Origin of the sequence: Devosia sp. 67-54, assembly GCF_001899075.1 — a bacterium.
Lineage (GTDB): Bacteria > Pseudomonadota > Alphaproteobacteria > Rhizobiales > Devosiaceae > Devosia_A.
This window is the reverse complement of the sequence record NZ_MKVA01000005.1, coordinates 42,217-60,577: the sequence shown is the minus strand read 5'-3', so window position 1 is coordinate 60,577 and position 18,361 is coordinate 42,217. Positions and strand designations below refer to the sequence as shown.

18 protein-coding genes are annotated in these 18,361 nt (G+C 66.0%); 1 reads left to right on the top strand and 17 read right to left on the bottom strand.

Translation table 11 applies throughout. From position 1 onward, the window contains the following. Window positions 1–219 precede the first annotated feature (219 nt). The 13 genes from BGO82_RS05220 to BGO82_RS05160 all read right to left on the bottom strand — a co-directional run bounded on the left by BGO82_RS05220 (window position 220) and on the right by BGO82_RS05160 (window position 11,223). Entirely contained in the window at window positions 220–459 is a 240-nt protein-coding gene (locus BGO82_RS05220; protein WP_291304504.1) for a hypothetical protein, read from the bottom strand. A gap of 90 nt (window positions 460–549) precedes the next feature. Beyond that, entirely contained in the window at window positions 550–1,062 is a 513-nt protein-coding gene (locus tag BGO82_RS05215) for a hypothetical protein (protein ID WP_291304503.1), read from the bottom strand. Between the two features lie 89 nt (window positions 1,063–1,151). After that, window positions 1,152–1,943, bottom strand: coding sequence for a molybdopterin-dependent oxidoreductase (locus BGO82_RS05210; protein WP_291304502.1), 792 nt, complete (start codon window positions 1,941–1,943; stop codon window positions 1,152–1,154). A gap of 1 nt (window position 1,944) precedes the next feature. Further along, complete coding sequence (locus tag BGO82_RS05205) at window positions 1,945–2,790, bottom strand: cytochrome b/b6 domain-containing protein (RefSeq protein ID WP_291305675.1); 846 nt, start codon at window positions 2,788–2,790, stop codon at window positions 1,945–1,947. Between the two features lie 477 nt (window positions 2,791–3,267). Next, window positions 3,268–3,915, bottom strand: coding sequence for a ThuA domain-containing protein (locus tag BGO82_RS05200; RefSeq protein ID WP_291304501.1), 648 nt, complete (start codon window positions 3,913–3,915; stop codon window positions 3,268–3,270). A gap of 83 nt (window positions 3,916–3,998) precedes the next feature. After that, on the bottom strand, window positions 3,999–4,637 hold the full coding sequence (locus BGO82_RS05195) for a class I SAM-dependent methyltransferase (protein WP_291304500.1): 639 nt from the start codon (window positions 4,635–4,637) through the stop codon (window positions 3,999–4,001). Window positions 4,638–4,703: 66 nt separating this feature from the next. After that, window positions 4,704–4,955: a GlsB/YeaQ/YmgE family stress response membrane protein gene (locus BGO82_RS05190; RefSeq protein ID WP_291304499.1), complete on the bottom strand. Its 252-nt coding sequence runs from the start codon at window positions 4,953–4,955 to the stop codon at window positions 4,704–4,706. 54 nt (window positions 4,956–5,009) lie between these two features. Continuing rightward, window positions 5,010–6,056 carry a Gfo/Idh/MocA family oxidoreductase gene (locus tag BGO82_RS05185; RefSeq protein WP_291304498.1) on the bottom strand — a complete coding sequence of 349 codons (1,047 nt, stop codon included), beginning with the start codon at window positions 6,054–6,056 and terminating at the stop codon, window positions 5,010–5,012. Window positions 6,057–6,077: 21 nt separating this feature from the next. Then, window positions 6,078–6,887: a ThuA domain-containing protein gene (locus BGO82_RS05180; protein ID WP_291304497.1), complete on the bottom strand. Its 810-nt coding sequence runs from the start codon at window positions 6,885–6,887 to the stop codon at window positions 6,078–6,080. Between the two features lie 133 nt (window positions 6,888–7,020). Continuing rightward, complete coding sequence (locus BGO82_RS05175; protein WP_291304496.1) at window positions 7,021–8,031, bottom strand: ABC transporter ATP-binding protein; 1,011 nt, start codon at window positions 8,029–8,031, stop codon at window positions 7,021–7,023. Between the two features lie 5 nt (window positions 8,032–8,036). Beyond that, complete coding sequence (locus BGO82_RS05170) at window positions 8,037–8,864, bottom strand: carbohydrate ABC transporter permease (protein WP_291305674.1); 828 nt, start codon at window positions 8,862–8,864, stop codon at window positions 8,037–8,039. A gap of 38 nt (window positions 8,865–8,902) precedes the next feature. Beyond that, entirely contained in the window at window positions 8,903–9,883 is a 981-nt protein-coding gene (locus tag BGO82_RS05165; RefSeq protein ID WP_291304495.1) for a sugar ABC transporter permease, read from the bottom strand. Between the two features lie 77 nt (window positions 9,884–9,960). Further along, window positions 9,961–11,223, bottom strand: a complete 1,263-nt coding sequence (locus tag BGO82_RS05160; protein WP_291304494.1) for an ABC transporter substrate-binding protein — start codon at window positions 11,221–11,223, stop codon at window positions 9,961–9,963. A 450-nt stretch (window positions 11,224–11,673) separates the two neighbouring features. Here BGO82_RS05160 and BGO82_RS05155 point away from each other — a divergent pair, with 450 nt between their 5' ends. Then, on the top strand, window positions 11,674–12,684 hold the full coding sequence (locus tag BGO82_RS05155; RefSeq protein ID WP_291304493.1) for a LacI family DNA-binding transcriptional regulator: 1,011 nt from the start codon (window positions 11,674–11,676) through the stop codon (window positions 12,682–12,684). Between the two features lie 9 nt (window positions 12,685–12,693). On the opposite strand, the gene BGO82_RS05150 is transcribed toward BGO82_RS05155, so the two are convergent. The 4 genes from BGO82_RS05150 to BGO82_RS05135 form a co-directional block, all read right to left on the bottom strand. After that, entirely contained in the window at window positions 12,694–13,785 is a 1,092-nt protein-coding gene (locus BGO82_RS05150; RefSeq protein WP_291304492.1) for a DUF1513 domain-containing protein, read from the bottom strand. Window position 13,786: 1 nt separating this feature from the next. Further along, the gene (locus BGO82_RS05145; protein WP_291304491.1) at window positions 13,787–14,860 is read right to left on the bottom strand and encodes an imelysin family protein; all 1,074 of its coding nucleotides are present in this window, start codon (window positions 14,858–14,860) and stop codon (window positions 13,787–13,789) included. Continuing rightward, the gene (locus tag BGO82_RS05140; protein ID WP_291304490.1) at window positions 14,860–16,371 is read right to left on the bottom strand and encodes a di-heme oxidoredictase family protein; all 1,512 of its coding nucleotides are present in this window, start codon (window positions 16,369–16,371) and stop codon (window positions 14,860–14,862) included. Before BGO82_RS05140 ends, BGO82_RS05145 begins: the two co-directional genes overlap by 1 nt. A gap of 89 nt (window positions 16,372–16,460) precedes the next feature. Further along, window positions 16,461–17,717, bottom strand: coding sequence for an imelysin family protein (locus tag BGO82_RS05135; protein ID WP_291304489.1), 1,257 nt, complete (start codon window positions 17,715–17,717; stop codon window positions 16,461–16,463). Window positions 17,718–18,361: the final 644 nt, after the last annotated feature.

Sequence of the window (18,361 nt, the reverse complement as noted above, 5' to 3'; positions counted from 1 at the left end):
CATCCGAGGGCGGCGGGGGTCACAGCCCCGTGTCGGCGACCTGCGACAGCCCTTCGTCCACCGACGGAATGGCCGACGCCGCGAGGCTGAGAGTGGCCAGCGACAGCACGAACATCACGATCAACGACAGCTTGAGCATCTTGCGCTCCCCAAGAACCATTGGCGCAACAATGCCGGGACCCGGTTGAACGTTCCCGCAAGGCAGCGTTTAGCTGCGGTTCAGAAATCGACCGCAGTGACGGCCGGTCGACCGTAGAACGTGCTGAAGCGGGGACCCGCGAGGCGGTCGGGCGACAGCAGGCTGCGCCCGGCGGGCTGGACGGATGCAGCCTGGGTCACGCCATGCGCGTCGGCACGGGGCAGCACGATCAACAGACCGCCGAAGCCGAGCACGAGCAGCGCGGCGAGCCGCGTCAACAGCGTCCGTCTGTGGCGAAAGAACACCTGCACCTGCGACATCACGCACCTCTGGCGAGGCTGTCTTAGCAGATCGGCAGCCCGGGAGCGCGCTGCACCTTGCGACGTGGTATCGAGATCGCTAACGGCGTTCTACTTGGCGGCCTCGCGCGTCGCCGCGAACGAGGCGATCAGCGGCGCGTTCGACGGGTTGGCCGGATCGGACCGCAGCACCGTGCCCAGGATGGTGTCGGGCTCGTTGCCGCCGACGCCCCATGACGGCATCAGATAGCCGAAATAGTCGTAATTGTAGGCCTTGCCGCCGATCGTGGCGGTGCCGTGCAGGCGCAGCGACGCTCCCTGCTTGGCGGCGTAAAAGGAGTTGCCGACGAGGTCGTAGCTGACCCCCTGCCCGGTCCGCTTGCCGGCGATCTTGCCGCCCTGCTCCATCAGCGACAATTCGTTGAGCCCAAGCGCCAGCTTGGCCAGCGTGTCCTTCGGGCTCGCGCTGACGCCGAAGCTGCGGTACACCCAGGTACCCGTGAACGTCCCCGCCTGCGCCTTGAGCGTCAGCGTCGGCATCCCCTGCGCCAGCACCATGGCGGGAACGGCGAGAGCTCCGACAAGCGCGATGCTCGCGGCAATTTTCTTCCACGTCCGATGCATGTCGACCCCCGCCAGTCCATTTCCGGCAAGACTATCAGAGCGGCGCCCGCCGGTGCCGACAAAGTAAATAAAAGGTTAACGACCTCGGCTCAGATGCCGCCGTACCAGTCGTAGCCGTGGTCTTCCCAATAGCCGCCATGTCCGCCGCCGAACTTGGCGAAGCTGTCGACCAGCTCGACCGTGTGCACATATTTGGCCTGCTTGTAGCCCAGCGCCCGCTCGATCCTCACCCGGATCGGCGCACCGTTGCTGACCGGCAGCGTGGCGTTGTTGAGCCCGTAGGCGAGGATCGTCTGCGGGTGCGTGGCGTCGATCAGGTCCGACGTCTCGTAATAGGCCTCCGGTCCGCTGAACCCGCCGCCCATGGAATCGTAGCAGTGATAGACGACGAAGCGCGCGGCCGGCTTGGGCTTCGCCTGATCGAGGATCGGGCCGAGCCGGGTCCCGGTCCACTTGGCGATGCAGCTCCAGCCTTCGACGCAATCGTGGCGCGTGACCTGGCTCTGCGACGGCATGTTGCGCAGCTCGGCGAGGGAGAAGGTGAGCTCGTTCTCGACGAGGCCCATGACGCGGAATTTGTAGTCGGCGAAATCGTTCGCCTTGAGTGCCAGGTATTCGGCGCTGTTGGGATCGGTCGAGCCGTTCGGCCGCTGCGGCTGGCGAATCTCGCTTTCGGAGAAGGTCCGCGCCAGCGCCTGCTGTCCGCCGAGCAGCCGCTGGGCGTGGTAGGTGAGGCTGTTGGCGCGCTCGAGCACGTCGCGCACCTGGTTGTCGGTCTGGCCCAGAAAGTCGAACTGGTCGCAACCCGAGAGCACCAGGCTCGATACGCCCAGCGCCGAGCCGGTGAGGAAGCGGCGGCGCGACAGGATCAGCTTGCCCATCTCAGCGTTCCTCCCCCTCGCGGCCGCGAACGTTGGTCCGGTAATATCCCGTGATCATCGAGCGCAATTCGTTGATCGGGTTGGCGAGCACCACCATGACGATGTGGACCACGAAAAACAGCACGAAGGCGAGCATGGTGAAAAAGTGGATGGTCCGCGCCGTCTGCCGGCCGCCGAACAGATCGACCAGCCAGGGCAGCGTCGCGTCGAAATTCGGCGACATGGTGAGGCCGGTGGCGATGATCAGCGGAAAGGCGACCACGAACACCGCGAAATAGGCGAGCTTCTGCAGGGGCGTATAGCTGCGGCCATGGGCAAAGCGCAGCCGCAGATGGTCGAGGATGTCCCGCGGCAGCGCCCGCAGGTCGCGCGGTTTGAGGACGATATCGCGCCACAGATGTCCGATGGCCAGCGCGTTGATCAGCCAGATTGCCAGCGTGCCCACCAGCACCCAGGCGAAAAAGAAATGCACCACCCGGCCGGTCGCGAGGTCGCGATAGGAGGGGATCGTCGCCCAGCCCGGAAAGGCCGTGAACACGGGCCGGTCGGCCGCGCCGCTCATGCCCAAGACGCCGGTGGTGTCGAAGGTGTGGCCGAAGAGCTTCGTCTGCCCCGCCGGCCCGTTGGGGCCGTTGACGGCGTAGATGTCGAGGATGGAGTTGTCGAAGCCGAAGCCGGATTGCTGGCCGATATAGAGGTTGGGCCGGGCGTTGAAGATCTGCAGCCCCGACAGCAGCAGGAAGAACATCGCCACCGCCCAGACCCAGTGCGTCAGCCGCGTCAGCCCGCTCTGCCGATAGACCAGCGTGGCGTCGCCGTCGGCCGCCCGGCGGTCGTGGCTGACCATGCCGGTGAAGGCGCCGAGGAAGCCCAGCAGCAGCGGCGCGCCCAGTACCCAGCCGAAACTCTTGAAGCTGATGCAGCCGCAAAGCCAGAACAGCACGCCGATCAGCGCAATCGCACCGCCAAGGCCGAGCCGCGGCACGGCGATGACCCCCCCCAGCAGCATGAACACTGCGCCCGCCGCCAGCAGCGACAGGGTGAGCGCATCGACCGGCCGATCGACGCCCCAGGCCGCCAGCACCGCCGGCGCCGCGAGCAGCATCGCGACGATTGCGGCCCCGGCAAGAGCAGCAACAATACTCAGACCAGCCGCCGCATTGCGGGCACCGGGGTCAAGCCCCGACACACCCTGCTCCATGACCGCCATCTCGCCCTCGTCGCATCCTCACGCAGGCAGAAACGCACCCATTCCTGCCCAGTTTCAAGTCACGTCGGGCAAAAGCCCCGTGAACGTCGCGTGAGACGGCCGGAAAGCGAGGCCTCAGTCGCGCGCCGCCCAGTTGATGCCACGGCGGACCATGGTGGCCATCTCCTTGACCTCGAACTCCGAGGCCCGGTGGCCGAGCGTGCAGTGGAACACCTTGCCGGCGCCGTAGCGGTGCTTCCAGGCGACCGGCATCACCACGCCCTTGGTCCAGGGCGCATGCTCGCCGGAGAAGGTGGTGGTGGCGAGCACCTCCACAGCCGGGTCCATGTGCATGTAGTACTGCTCGGAGTGATAGGGGAACGACGCCGGCAGGCCCTGCATGATCGGATCGTCGGGCCGCGCCACGTCGACGGTGTAGTCGATGATGTTGCCCGGATGCGCGACCCACTGGCCGCCGATCACGAACTGATAATCGACGGAATCGCGGAACGCATCGCTCATTCCGCCATGGTGCCCGCCCACCCCGACGCCGCCTTCCACCGCCTTGGCGAAATTCTGCGCGTGCTCGCGCTCGATCTTGGACATGGTGAAGATCGGCACGATCAGCGACAGATCGTGGATCGAGGGATCGCCGAACACCGCCGTGTCGGTCTCGACCCGCACCGTGAATCCGTCCTCGTGCAGCCAGCGACGATAGATCGCCGCGCACTCTTCGGGGTCGTGCCCGTTCCACCCGCCCCAGACGATCAATGCAGTCCGCATTCGCAACTCCCAAGCAAACGCCGGGGAGCTTACTCAAATCGACCGGCTGCGCCACCCCAAAATCATCGTCGAAAGACGATGCTTCAGGCCGTCCGTGGTTCGAGGAACGACACGAAATGCAACTGCCGGTCGAACAGCCAGCGCGCCGGCGGCAGGTAGATATCGAGCTTCTCGTTGGTCATCAGCGATTGCAGCTTCGACTTGAAGAAGGCGCCCTGCCATTCGGCGCGCGACAGGAAATTGTAAGGCAGCGGCACGCCGTCGCCGATATTGCCGCACCAATCCATGAACGCCAGCGTCGCCTGGGCCAGCCAGCCTTCGCGCAGATGATCCTTGATGACGACGCCGTTGCGCGCGACGCGCGACGCCTCCGACAGTACCACGGTGGCATCGTTGGTGTGGTGCAGCACGTCGACGATGGTGACGTAGTCGAAGCTCTTGTCGGCAAAGGGCAGCCGCGTGCCGTTGTATTGCGACACCGGGATCAGCGTCTTCGGCCGCGCCACCACGTCGACGCCCTCGACCTTGAGATCCGGCCGGAGCTTCATCAGCGCCAGCGCCAATTGCCCGTCGCCGCAACCGATGTCGAGAACGCTGCCGCGCCCAGGGATCGCCTTGGCGAGCTCGCGGGAAAGCACCCAGATGCGGCGGTTGTAATACCACGTGTTGGCGCCGTTCAGCGCCCACGACTTACGATCGAACCTGGCCGTGTTTTTGACCATGGCGCCCCCGAAACAGCTCTGCCCCGGAGGCGAAATAGCAAATCCGCGTGCGGCTGTCAGCCGGTCTCAGCGCGCCCGCACCACCTGCCGCCAGATCAGCAGCACGATGATCGCGCCGATGATCTGGGCGAGGAAATTAGCGCTGTCGCCGGGCCCGTAGAGATGAATGGCCTGGCCGAGAAAGGTGGCGACCACGGCGCCGACGATCCCCAGCACCGTCGTCAGGATGAAGCCGCGCGGATTGGGGCCGCCCGGCGTCACCAGCTTGGCGATGATGCCGGCGAAGAACCCCACGATGATGGCCCAAACGATATCCATGACCTGCCTCCGATTGCGGCAGAAACATGGGAAGCGCCGGCCCCCGATGCAAGGTCAGTGCGTGGCCAGTTCCTTGTGCTCGATGTCCGACGCCATGGCGAAGTCGAGCACCTTCTGCAACTCCGCCGCGTGGCGGAAGTCCGGCTGCTGGTTCTTGCCCGAGCGGACGGCGCCGGCGAAGCGCTCGTAATTGGTCGGCACCGGCGGCACCTCCATCTCGGTCCAGGTGCCGGTCTCGACGTCCTCGCCGAGGCAGACGCGCAGCTTGCTCCAGTCGTGCCGGTGCTGCACCTCGACGCCGCCGCGCTCACCATAGACGCGCAGCCGCAGCTCGTTGAAATGCCCGGTGGCCCAGCGGGTGGCGTGGATAACGCCGAGGGCACCATTGGAGAAATCGACCGCCATGGTGAAGCTGTCATTGGCGTCGAGGTCGTACTCGCCGATCCTGTTGCCCGGCGCCTTGTCGAAGGTCTTGAGGCGGGCGAACACGTGCTCGATGTCGAGCCCCGAGCCGAACGAGGCGAAATCGAGGATATGGACGCCGATATCGCCCAGCACGCCGTTGGAGCCGTGCTTCTTGCTCAGCCGCCACAGCCACTGGCTTTCGGTGCGCCAGTCGCCCCAGGCCTTCGACACCAGCCAGCTCTGCAGATAGCTGGCCTCGACATGCTTGACCGCCCCGATCTGGCCGGAGGTCACGATCTCGCGGGCGCGCTGCAATTGCGCCACGTTGCGGTAGGTCAGGTTGACCATGTTGACGAGGCCGCTCTGCTCGGCGACCTCGACCATCTCGAACGCCTTGTTGGCGTCGGTCGCCAGCGGCTTTTCGCAGAACACGTGCTTGCCGGCACGCAGTGCCGCGATCGAGGTCGGATGATGGATCGAATCCGGCGTGACGTTGGCGACGGCGTCGAACTCGCCCCAGGCCAGCGCCGCATCGAGCGAGGCGAAGCCGTGCTCGATGTTGTGCGCGGCCTTGAACGCCTCGAGCCGCACCGGATCGACATCGACGCCGCCCACCACGGTGACCCCGTCGATCGCCGCGAAGTGCTTGGCATGGTTCTTCGCCATGCCGCCGGTGCCCAGAATCAATAGACGCATGGTTGCAACTTCCTCCGGCGCTCAGCGGGACTTGGACGTCTCGGCCCAATCGGTCGCCGCCTGCATCATCTCCTTGGTGAGATGTGCCCCGCGCTCCTCGATGTGCTCGATGGCCTGCTCCACCGGCCGGTTCGGGGCCTTCAGCAGTTCGGCGTGCCGCTCGGCGTTGTAGGCCCAGTTCACGGCGTTGCGCAGCACCTGCCCCACGGTCTTGTCGTGGTAGGTCGGATAGGTTTCGTGGCCCGGCCGGAAATAGAAGATGTTGCCGGCGCCGCGCCGGTAGGTGAGGCCCGAACGGAACACCTCGCCACCCTGGAACCACGAGATGAACACGGTCTCGAGCGGCTCGGGCACGGTGAACGGCTCGCCGTACATCTCCTCGGTCTCGAGCTCGAAATATTCGGGCAGGCCCTTGGCGATCGGATGCCCCGGATTGACCACCCAGATCCGCTCGCGCTCGCCCGCCTCGCGCCAGTGCAGATTGGCCGGAGCGCCCATCAGCCGCTTGAACAGCTTCGAATGGTGGCCGGAGTGGAGCACGATCAGCCCCATGCCCTGCCAGACCCGCGTCGCCACGCGCTCGACGATGGCGTCGTCGACCTTGTCGTGCGCCGCATGGCCCCACCACACCAGCACGTCGGTGTCGTCGAGCTTGGCTTCGGTCATGCCGTGCTCGGCGTCCTGCAGGGTGACGGTCGTCGCCTTGATGTTCTTGTCTTCGTTGAGCCGCGCCGCGATCTGGGCATGCATGCCCTTGGGGTAATTCTCGGCGACCGCCTTGTTCTTCTGCTCGTGGACGTTCTCGCCCCAGACTGTGGCTCGGATGGGCATGATGGTCTCCTTTGGACGGCCGGATCTCGGGGAATGGGCCCGCGGCCAAAACGGTTTCGAAGCTTCGGCGGCGCCTCAGTGCACCGCCATTGGGGTGAACGCAAGACGTCAGGGGGTGTTCATCGCATGCGACCTATTGGCGTCCCAGCGGCCTGCCTTCGGCGTCGAACCGATGCACCTGCCCGGGTATCGGGCGGATCGAGATCGGCTCGCCCGGCTGGTGCTTTTTGGTGCCGTCCTCGCGGACGACCACCGGCTCATCCGCGCCCATGTCGGCATAGACATAGGAGTCGGAGCCGAGGTTCTCCGAATGGATCACCTTGCCCGTCCAGGCGCCCTCGCCCGGCCCGATCTGGATGTGCTCGGACCGGACGCCGATGGTCTTGGCGCCATAGGGCTCGGCAAACCGCCCGGTGAGGAAATTCATCTTCGGCGAACCGATGAAGCCGGCGACGAAGATCGACTGCGGCTGCTCGTAGAGCTCGACCGGCGTGCCCACCTGCTCGATGATCCCGTCGCGCAGCACGCAGATGCGGTCGGCTAGCGTCATCGCTTCGACCTGGTCGTGCGTGACGTAGATCATCGTCGCGCCATTCATCGAATGGTGCAGCTTGGCGATTTCGAGCCGCGTCGCGACGCGCAGCGCCGCATCGAGGTTGGACAGCGGCTCGTCGAACAGGAACACCTTCGGATCGCGCACGATGGCCCGCCCGATGGCGACGCGCTGCCGCTGTCCGCCGGAAAGCTGCTTGGGCAGGCGCTTGAGATAGGGCGAAATCTGCAGCAGCTCCGCCGCCTTTTCCACCCGCTCCCGGATCTGCTCCTTGCCGGCATGGGCAAGCTGCATGCCGAACGCCATGTTGTCGTACACCGTCATATGCGGATAGAGCGCATAGGACTGGAACACCATCGCAATGCCGCGCTTGGACGGCGCCAGATTGTTGACGATCTGCCCGTCGAAGGCGAGCGTGCCGCCGGTGATCGTCTCGAGCCCGGCGATCAGCCGCAGCAGCGTGGACTTGCCGCAGCCCGACGGGCCGACGAACACCATGAACTCACCCGAATTGATGGTCAGGTCCACGCCCTTGATGACGTCGACCGTACCAAACGATTTCCGGATGTCCCTGAGCTGCAGCTCGGCCATGAAAACTACCCTTTGACGCCGCCGGCGGTGAGGCCGGAAATGATTTTGCGCTGGAAGATCAGCACCAGCACGACGAGCGGCGCCGTCACCAGCACCGAGGCCGCCATGATCGTGCCCCACGGGATCTCGTGCTCGGAATTGCCCGAGAACAGCGCGATGGCGACCGGCACCGTGCGTGCCGAATTGCTGGAGGTGAAGGTGAGCGCGAACAGATATTCGTTCCACGCCGCGATGAAGGCGAGCAGGCCCGTCGTCACCATCGCCGGCCACAGGAGCGGCAGGAACACGCGCCAGATGATGATCCACGGCGTGGCGCCGTCGACGATCGCCGCCTCCTCGATCTCGACCGGCAGGTCGCGCATGAAGGTGGTCAGCACCCACACGGTGAACGGCAGCGAGAAGATGGTGTAGGAAAAGATCAGCGCCCACAGCGTGTTGAACAGATTGTAGAAGCGGATCAGCTCGAACAGGCCGGCCAGCACCGCGATCTGCGGAAACATCGAGACCGCGAGGATGGTCATCAGCAGCACGCCGCGGCCGCGGAAATTCACCCGGCTCAGCGCATAGGACGCGGTCACCGCCAGCAGCAGCGACAGCAGCACCGTCAGCGTCGCCACGATGATCGAATTGGCGAAGTTCTGCAGGAAGGCCGCGCTCTGCAGCACGTTGAGGTAGTTGGCGAAATTCAGCTCGTGCGGCCAGTAGGTGACGATGAAGAGATTGGTGCCGGATTTGAAGCTGGTGAGGATGGCGTAGTAGAACGGGAACACCATCACCACGACGATGAACAGCACCAGCAGGTAGAAGGCCGTCTTCTTGACGAGCTTCCACAGGTCGAACGAGCTCACGCGCTGCACCTGGTCGATCGTGCTCATCGCGTGCCTCCCTCGAAACGCACCTGCCCGATCCAGATGTAGAGGATGGTCATCACCGCGATGATCAGGAACAGCAGGGTGGACTCCGCCGAGCCGTAGGCGAATTTGTCGAAGTCGATGAGGTTCTCGCGGCTGATCACCGACATGGTCTTGGTCTGCGCCGAATTGGGCGTCAGCACGTAGACCAGGTCGAAGATGCGCATGGCGTCGAGCAGACGGAAGATCACCGCCACCATCAGCGCCGGCCGGATCAGCGGCAACGTCACGCGGAAGAAGGTCTTGACCGGATGCACGCCGTCGATGGCGGCCGCCTCGTAGATGTCGCGCGGGATCATCTGCAGCGCCGCGAGGATCAGCAGCGCCATGAACGGCGTCGTCTTCCAGATGTCGACGATGAGGATGGCGTAGAAGGCCGTGTCGGCCGAAGCGGTCCAGGCGATCTTGGTGCTGATCAGCCCCAGATGCATCAGCATGTCGTTGATGATGCCGAACTGGTCGTTGAACATCCAGCCCCACATGCGGGCCGAAACGATGGTCGGGATCGCCCACGGGATGAGCACCGCGGCGCGCACGATGCCGCGCCCGGGAAATTCGGCGTTGAGCACCAGCGCCACGATGACGCCGAACACCGTCTCGAAGGCGACCGACAGCACCGCGAAGCGGAGCGTGTTCCACACCGCGTTCCACCACGCCGGATCGACCAGCACGCCGGACCAGATGACCTTGCCGCTCTTCAGCACCGTCCAGTGCAGATAATTGTTGAACCAGACGAACCTGGCGTCGGCCAGATGCGTCAGCGAGGCGTCGGTCATCGAGAACCAGATGGTCCGCAGCAGCGGCCAGGCCGCGACCACCGCCAGCGCCGCCAGCATCGGCAGCAGGAACCACATGGCGGCACGCACGCGCTGCTTGACGAGATCGGACTCGTCGGGGCGCCGGGTAGCGTTGGCCTTGGCCGGGATCGCGATGTCGCTCATGGGGGGCACTCGATCAAGGAGCGCGGACGGCCGATGGGAATTGGCCGTCCGCGCGAGGGAGGTACTGGTTTCCGAAGTTACCAGCCAGCGCCCTTGAGGTCCGTCAGCTTGGCCTCGAGCTGCTCGAGGTTGTCGGCCGCGGAGCCGTTGCCGCTGAGCGTGTCGTGCACCGCCGACCAGAAGAGGTTGGACACCTCGTTGTACTTGGTCTTGGTCGGGGCCGACGGACGCGGCACGGCATTCTGGAACACCGACTTCCAGTTCGGGATGATCGGCTGCGCCTTGGCCACGTCGGCGTCGTCATAGATCGCCTGGCGGGTCGGCAGCGCGCTGAGGTCGATGGCGCGCTTCTTCTGCACCTCGGCCGAGCTCAGATACATCACCAGCTTGATCGCGGCGTCCTGGTTCTTGGAGTATTTGGACACCGCGAGGTTCCAGCCGCCCAGCGTCGAGGCGGGCTTGTCGCCCTCGGCGCCGACCGGCAGCGTGCTCACGTCGAACTTGCCCTTGATCGGCGAGTCGGCGGCATTGCCGAGCGCGTAGGCATAAGGCCAGTTGCGCATGAAGGCGGCATTGCCCAGCTGCCAGACGCCGCGGCTTTCTTCTTCGCCGTAGGACAGCACGCCGGGCGGTGAGATGGTGTTGACCCAGCTCTTGGCTTCCTCGAGGGCCGCGACGGCCTTCGGATTGTTGATCGAGATCGACCCGTCGGGCTCGACGATCTGGCCGCCGCCATAGGATTTCACCCATTCGAGGGCGTCGCAGGTCAGGCCCTCATAGGCGTTGCCCTGGAACACGAAGCCCCAGAAATCCTTGTTGCCGGCAGCGCGCTCGCCGTCCTGGATGGTCTTGGCCTCGGAGGCCATTTCGGTCCAGGTCTTGGGCACCGGCAGCTTGTACTTTTCGAGCAGGTCCTTGCGGTAGAACAGGGCCGGCGCATCGGTGAAGAACGGGATGGCGACGAGCTTGCCGTTGACCGTCTGGCTTTCGATGATCGACGGGAAGAAGTCCTTGCTGACATCCTTGGCCGCGGTGCTGAGGTCGACGAACTGGTCGGACAGTTGCGGCGCCCAGATCACGTCGGTCTGGTACACGTCGATGTCGCTGTTGCCGGCCGCCAGCCAGAGCTTGTACTGGCCGAACTGGTCGGTGGTCGACGACGGCATCGGCACGATGTTGATCGTGTCGCCCGAGGTCTTCTGGTACTCGTCGAGCACACCGCGCAGCCATTGCAGATTGCCGCCGGTGTCGCCGTTCACAATGCTAAGGGTCGCCGCCGAGGCGGAGCCCGCGAGCAGCGCGCCGAGCAGCAGGCCGCCGGCGATCGATTTCAGGTTCATTGAACATCCTCCCAAGGAACTGATCTTGCAGGAAAAAGCCCAGCACTACAGGCCGCCGGACCCGGCGTTTCCTGACCTCGGCTGAGGAACTCCTCCCTGAAAGCACTTTGAGCCCGAACCTATGTCGCCTGGCCCTCAAAGCGCTTTGACTAGAACCGTATTTGCAAGTGCTCGAAACTGTCAAGCAGGGTGCGAGCAGATGCTGCATTATTTCGGGATCATCCGAATTTTCACATTTTATATCAATGATATAGCCGCATCTCACGCGCGGGCGCGCGGAAAGTCGAGTCAGCGCCATCTGAGGTACGCTCTTCATCTCGCCAAACCCTTGCCCTGGAATTTGAAATCGCTTTGGATACATCGCGCCCGGGCTTGCCTGTGCAAACAGCTGGCCGTCGCGTAAAGCGACGCCAGCCAGGCCGGCACGGTGCGTTGGGAGCGGCAGCGAGGATGAATCTCAAGCAATTGGCGAGCGAGCTCGGCTTGTCGCAGACCACGGTCAGCCGTGCCCTCAACGGCTACCCCGAGGTCAGCGAGGCGACACGCCGCCGCGTGACGGAAGCCGCGGCGCGCCTGGGCTATCGCCCCAATGCCAGCGCCCGCCGCCTCGCCACCGGCCGCGCCGGCGCCTTCGGCTGGGTGCTGCACAACAACGCCTATGGCCCGCACACCGTCGAATTCCTCGGCGGCCTGGCCGAGCGCCTGATTCACGACGAGATCGACATCCTGGTGTCCACCGTGACCACCGAGGACGAGGAGATCGCCGCCTACCATCGCGCCGCGGCCAGCAAGCGCGTCGACGCCGTGGTGCTGGCCTCGCCCTACCCCAACGATCGCCGCATCAGCGTGCTCAACGAACTGAAGCTGCCGTTCATCCTGCACGGACGGTCGGAAAGCGCCCTGCCCCATGCCTGGCTCGATATCGACAATGCCGGCGCCACCGAGCGCGCCACGGCGCACCTGCTCGATCTCGGCCACCGCCGCATCGCTCTGCTCAACGGCCCGCGCGGCATGACCTTCACCATCCACCGCGAGGCCGGCTACCGCGCCGCCTTCGCCGCACGCGGCGAGCCGGTCAACCCGGCGTTCCTGGTCAACAGCGTGTTCACCGATGAAATGGGATTCCGCAACGCCCAGCGCATGCTCGAGCGCACCCCGAGCCCGACCGCCTTCGTTGCCGGCTCGATGATGACCGCGCTCGGCGTCTTCCGCGCCATCCGCTCGGCCGGACTGGTGCTTGGCCGCGACGTGTCGATGATCGCGCACGACGACGTGTTCCCGTATCTCAACGCCGACAACATGGTGCCCTCTATGTCGACCACGCGCTCGTCGATCCGCGCCGCCGGAACGCGCGTCGCCGAACTGCTGACGCAGCTGCTGGCGGGCAAGCCGGCCAGCGAAATCCACGAGCTCTGGCCGGTCGACCTGGTGCTGCGCGAATCCACCGGACCGAAGCTCTAGAGCTACCCTCTAGCTGCGCAATTGCCGCAGATGCTCGTCGAACTGGAAGTCGAATTTCTGCGCCCCGACGGCCGAACCGTCGAGCCCGAGCCACTGCCCGAGCCCGTTGCTGGCGATGAACCCGCTGCTGTCGGTCGCAACGCCGCAGGTCGAAGCCAGCAGCGTCTGCGAGATCGGCGCGGCGCTGGCCGCATCGATGCACAGGATCGTGCCGCCGACCGGCGACGACACCGCCACCGTCTCGAGGTCGGCCGAGATCGCGAGGCCACCGACATAGTTGCGCAGGCCCGCAAGCGCGTCCGGCGGCAGCTCGATCAGGCGGATGTCGCCGTCGAGCGTGGCGTAGCCGACGAGTTGCGGCATGCCCGTATGGCCGCGGAACTGGCAGCCGAACCAGATACGCCCCGCCGCATCCACCACCATGTGCCGGATCGAGAGCTGGTGCAGCTCGGTCGCGAGCCGGAGCTGGCCGACGAGATGGCCATCGCGCGCGTCGACGAAGCTCAGCGACGGGTCCATGCTGTCGAGATTGAGCTCGCTGCGGCCGTAGTCGGGATGCGTTTCGATGCCGCCATTGGCGATGGCGAAGGTCTTGCCGTCGGGGAGCAGGATCACCTCGTGCGGTCCGACGCCATAGGTCTGGAACTCGCCGATACGCCGATAGCCGCCGGCCACGTCGTAGATGCCGAGCACGCCGCGTCCGGCCTCGAAATCGTTCTCGGTGGCATAGAGCAGCCTGCCGTCCGGCGAGAACACGCCATGGCCGAAGAAGTGCCGCCCCTCGACGCTGGCGATGGTCTGCGGCGCCGCCTGTCCCGTCGGGTCGAACACCACCGCGAAGGTGCCGGGGCGGCGGGCGAACACCACCGCGCGCCCTGCCTCGGGCGAGTAGGTCACGTCATGGCCGCGCACCGGCAGCTCGACATCGGCGATGAGCTTGCCGGTCTCGGTGAGCACGCGCGCGCCATATTGGCCGGGCCGCTCCTGCGTCGCGGTGGCGAACACCAGCTCGGCGCGCGCCAGCGCCTCGGCCGGCTGCGGCAGCAGCGAGGCGGCAAAGCCGGCGCCGGCGGCCTTGAGGAATGCGCGGCGCTGCCACATCTCAGTCGCCGTCCAGTGCCGAGAAGCCGGCCGACAGCCCCAGCGCGACGGCCAGGTTTTCGTCCAGCGTGTCGAGCGAGCCGGTGGAGACGTACATCTGCCTGAGGCCCAGCATTCCCTCGGGATCCTTGATCGCCCCTTCCACCGATTGCGGCACTTCCTTTGCCGCCTCGATGGCGCCCTCGAATTCGAAGACTATGCTGCGCCCGACCCACCGGTTGGCGGCATCCAGCGCCGGCTCGAACCTGGCCGCGCGGAAATAATCGAGCAGGCCGGTGAAATTGGCCTCGAGCGCTTTCGCCGTCATCCCCGAGCGCCAGAACAGCGCAGAGCGCGGCTTGGGCACGCCGGTGCTGAGGCTGAGGATCGGCGCGATCCGCTGGTCGCGGATGGCGTCGTTGCCGAAGGTCAGTGTCGCTGCCATCTTGTTGATGACCTCGAGCTCGGTGCGGTAGTCGCTGCTCGCCGGCTGCGGGTTGAGCATGGAGTCGGCGGCGCTGCCGGCGCCGGTGGCAATCCATTCGGCATTGATGGTGTCGGCGATGCCGGCGATCAGCGTGCTGGCCGCCGAGGCGTAGCTGCAGCGATAGGCGCCCGCCGCCGAGGCGAGATCGTTCGCGCCGGTGCCGAACAGCAGGAACTCGACCGCCGCCAGTCCCTGCATGGCAACGCTCTTGCCTTGCAGCGTGTCGGGCGCCGCGGCCGTCGGGTCCTTGCTGCCCAGCGCCGCCTGCACCTGCCTGAGCGCGATGCCCTTGCTGTCGGGCCAGAACAGCAGCCGCTCCTCGCGGTCGCCGATCTGCAGCGGCCCCATGCGCAGGAATTCGGCCTCGGAATAGGCGACCACGGTGGTGCGGAAAGCGTCCTGCGCCTTGTTCAGCGCCTCGGCCGACGGCGCCCTGCAAAGGCCGGCGACGGTGTCGCGCAGCGTTGCGGTCGAAGTGGCGAAGGCCGCGAATTTGGGGCGGGCATAATCGTCGATCATCCCGGCGATCATGTCGTGGAACGGGATGGCGTTGGCGGCCAGCGCCGGCGAGGCGAGCACGGCGAACGCGGCGGCGGCGATCAGGCGCATCAGAGGGATCCCAGGAAGGCCAGAAGATCGTCGCGCGACGATTTCGGCAGGTTAGCGAAGGCGTCGCGCGCCTTCTGCGCTTCGCCGCCATGCCAGAGGATGGCTTCGGTGAGGTTACGCGCCCGCCCGTCGTGCAGGAAGTAGGTGTGGCCCGACACCGTCTGCGTCAGCCCGATCCCCCACAGCGGCGGCGTGCGCCACTCGTAGCCATTGGCCTGCGCCTCGTCGCGGAAGTCGGCGAGGCCGTCGCCCATGTCGTGCAGCAGGAAATCGGAATACGGCCAGATGAGCTGGAATTTGAGCTCGTCGACGCTGGCCCGGCGCGAGGTCACGTATTTGGGCACGTGGCAGCCGATGCAGCCGATGGTGTAGAATGCCTCCTTGCCGCGCAGCACCGCCGGATCGGCGACGTCGCGGCGGGCCGGCACCGCCAGATTCTGCGAGTAGAAGGTCACCAGATCGAGGATCGGGTCGGGCGCCTCCGACACCCCGAGCTGCGGCGACTCGCCATTGGGCATCGCGAGGCAGGCGGCCTCGGCCGCGGTGCAATCGCCATACGGCTTGTTGTTGAGCGGCGTCGACATGCCGATGTCGCCGGCGAACGCTTCCGCCGATTGCGTGCGGATGGTCGGGGCGCCCGCCTTCCAGCCGAAGCGGCCGAGCATGATCTGGCCGCTCTGCAGATCCTTGACCCAGTTGGGCTTGCCGGAGATGCCGTCATGGTTGGCGTCGTCGGGATCGGCGTGGGCGAGGATGTCCTCCTGCGGGATCGCCTCGACCAGGCCGAGCCCGATCATCGGCGGCGCCACCCGCGGGCTGATCTGCACGTCCTTGGCCAGCGGCCCGTAGGCGAGGTCGGCCACGTCGTAATGCGGCTCGCGCAGCGTCACCACCGTGCCGTCGCCCAGCGTCACCGGCAGGTCGGTGTAGCTCACCCGCATCTGCCCTTCGGCCTTGAGGCCGGTGACCGCGAAATTCTGGAGCTGCGTGCCGTAGGTCGGCTCCGGGACGACGTTCTGCTGCCCGCTCGCCAGCGCCTGCTTTTCGGCCTCGGTGCTGGGCGGCACCGAGAGGCGGAGGAACATCGACACGCCGTCGTCGGCCGCCCCCATCGGCGGATGCCCGCGCCCGTCCTTGAGGTGGCAGTTCTGGCAGCCGCGCGAATTGAACAGCGGCCCAAGCCCGTCCGACGCCTGCGTCGAGGCCGGCGCGGCCACCCATTCCTTGCGGAAGAAGCCGTTGCCGAGGCTGAACTTCTCCTGGTCGTCGAAGCTCAGATTGGCCGAGAATTGCGAGAAGATATCGCGGTTGATGAGCTTCTTGGTGGTCGCCGCGCCCGCCGGCAGCGGCTCGAACTGTTCGGGCTTGGTGAAATCGGTGGTCGGCGCCGTGACCTTCAGCACCCGCGCCAGGTCCTTGGGCGTCAGGTCGCTGCGCACCGGCTTGTCGTCGGCAGCGACGATGCCGGCGAACAGCGCGACGATCAGGGCGAGGGTGAGCAGACGGTGCATGGCGAGCGGTGTAGCATATCCCCGGCCGGGAAAGACGAGGGGCCGCGCGGCGGAAGCGCGCAGCCCGGAGTGTCGGCCCGTACGGCGCCTTACTTGAACACGGCGTTCGGGTTGTCGAGGCTGTCGCTGCCTTCGACGGTGACGTCGAGCTTGAGCAGCGCCACAGCACGCTCGATGCCGCGGGTCTGGGCGATCAGGGCGTCGATCGCGTCCTGCACCACCTTGTTGCCCTCGGTGTTGCCCTCGCCGATCATCTGGTCGTACTTCTCGATGGTGTCGCCGCGCGTCTTCATGATGTCGAACTTGGCCATGGTGGCGTCGAGCAGGCCGCGGATTTCGGTGTCGAGCGCCGGGTCGGCGTTGGCCACCACCTCGGACATCGACGGCCCCTCGACCACGCTGCCGTCGACGCGCGTGTACTTGCCCAGATAGACGTTCTGGATGCCCTTGGCGTCGTTCATCAGCGACAGATAGGTGGTGTCGGAGAAGCACTCGTGCTCCTCTTCCGGATCGTGCAGCAGCAGGCCGAGCTTCATGCGCTCGCCGGCCAGCTCGCCATAAGAGAGCGAGCCCATGCCGGTGAGGATGGCCTTGAGGCCGGTCTCCTGCGAGGATTTGAGTGCCGCCCCGCCCTCCTGCCAGTCGCCCACCATCTCCTTGAGGTCGGAGACCAGGAGGTCCACCGCCGATTGCAGGTACTGCGCCCGGCGATCGCAATTGCCGTGCGTGCAGGCCTTGAGGTCGTAGTCGGTGGCCGGACGCTCGCCGGCGCCCGGGCCGGTGCCGTGCAGATCCTGGCCCCAGAGCAGGAATTCGATGGCGTGGTAGCCGGTGGCGACGTTGGCTTCGATGCCGCCCGCCTCCTGCAGCGTGCCCGACAGGAACTCCGGCGTGAGGTTGCTGGCGTCCACTTCCTTGCCGTTGATCAGCACCGTCTTGTTGGCGATGACATTGGCCGTATAGAGCGGGTTTTCATCGCTCTCGGCGCCATAGGAGGCAGTGTCGACATAGTCCATCAGGCCTTCGTCGAGCGGCCAGGCGTTGACCCGGCCCTCCCAGTCGTCGACCACCGGATTGCCGAAGCGGAAGGCTTCGGTCTGCTGGTAGGGCGGGCGCGAGTCGATATAGGCCTGCCGCGCCGCCTTCAGCGTGTCGTCGGTCGGGTTGGCGAGGAACGCCTTGACCGCGGTGTCGAGGTCCTCGGCCTTGGTCAGCGCATCGGAATAGCCGGCAAGCGCGATGGCGGCGTAGTTCTTCATCACCGCCTCGGCCGATATGTCGGCCGCCAGCGCCGGCAGTGCGAGGGCGCACGCCCCCAGGACAACCCCAAATCCAAGCGCTCGCATCGTCACCTCTCCATGCTCGTGAATGTTCGCCCGAAACAATGCGGGCGCGGTAACAAAGCTGAACGGTCGCATCAAGAAATATCGCCCAAGCTTGGAACGGGTCTAAACTGCGGGCGAGCGCGCGCCTCCGGTGGCCCGGTTGCGAGGGCAGTCGGCGCCGCATGTGGTATGCGGCATGGCGAGGCTCCGATCCCGGAGCCGGTAGACGGCGTGTAGTGAGACCGGAGCCTCGCCACGCGACTGGGGTTTACGACCAGGTCCTGCCTTCGACCAGCCTCTTGACTGCGGCGCGCAGGGACCGCGTCGAGATGCGGGGTCTTGCCGAGTTGACCCCACAGCTCCAAGCCCCTCGGATGGCAACACCCTCGGAGCGATCCCGGGACCCTGGGTGCAGGATTGGCTCACCCATGGTTCCCGGCAGAACCGGCCCGGATGGGGTCGACACCCCACCCACACCGGTCTCCCCCCGCCGACCGTTCGTCGCGACCTCGCAATCGCGAGGGGATGGGGTGAGAGTACACCCGGGCTGAAGGGTGGTGGATTGGCGGACGGCGGATTTGTTGCAGGGGATTGTGGGGGAAGGGGAAATTGGCGCTGCGGTGGGGGATAGAGGTGTCGGGGCACCGGTTTCGCGGGGATGACAC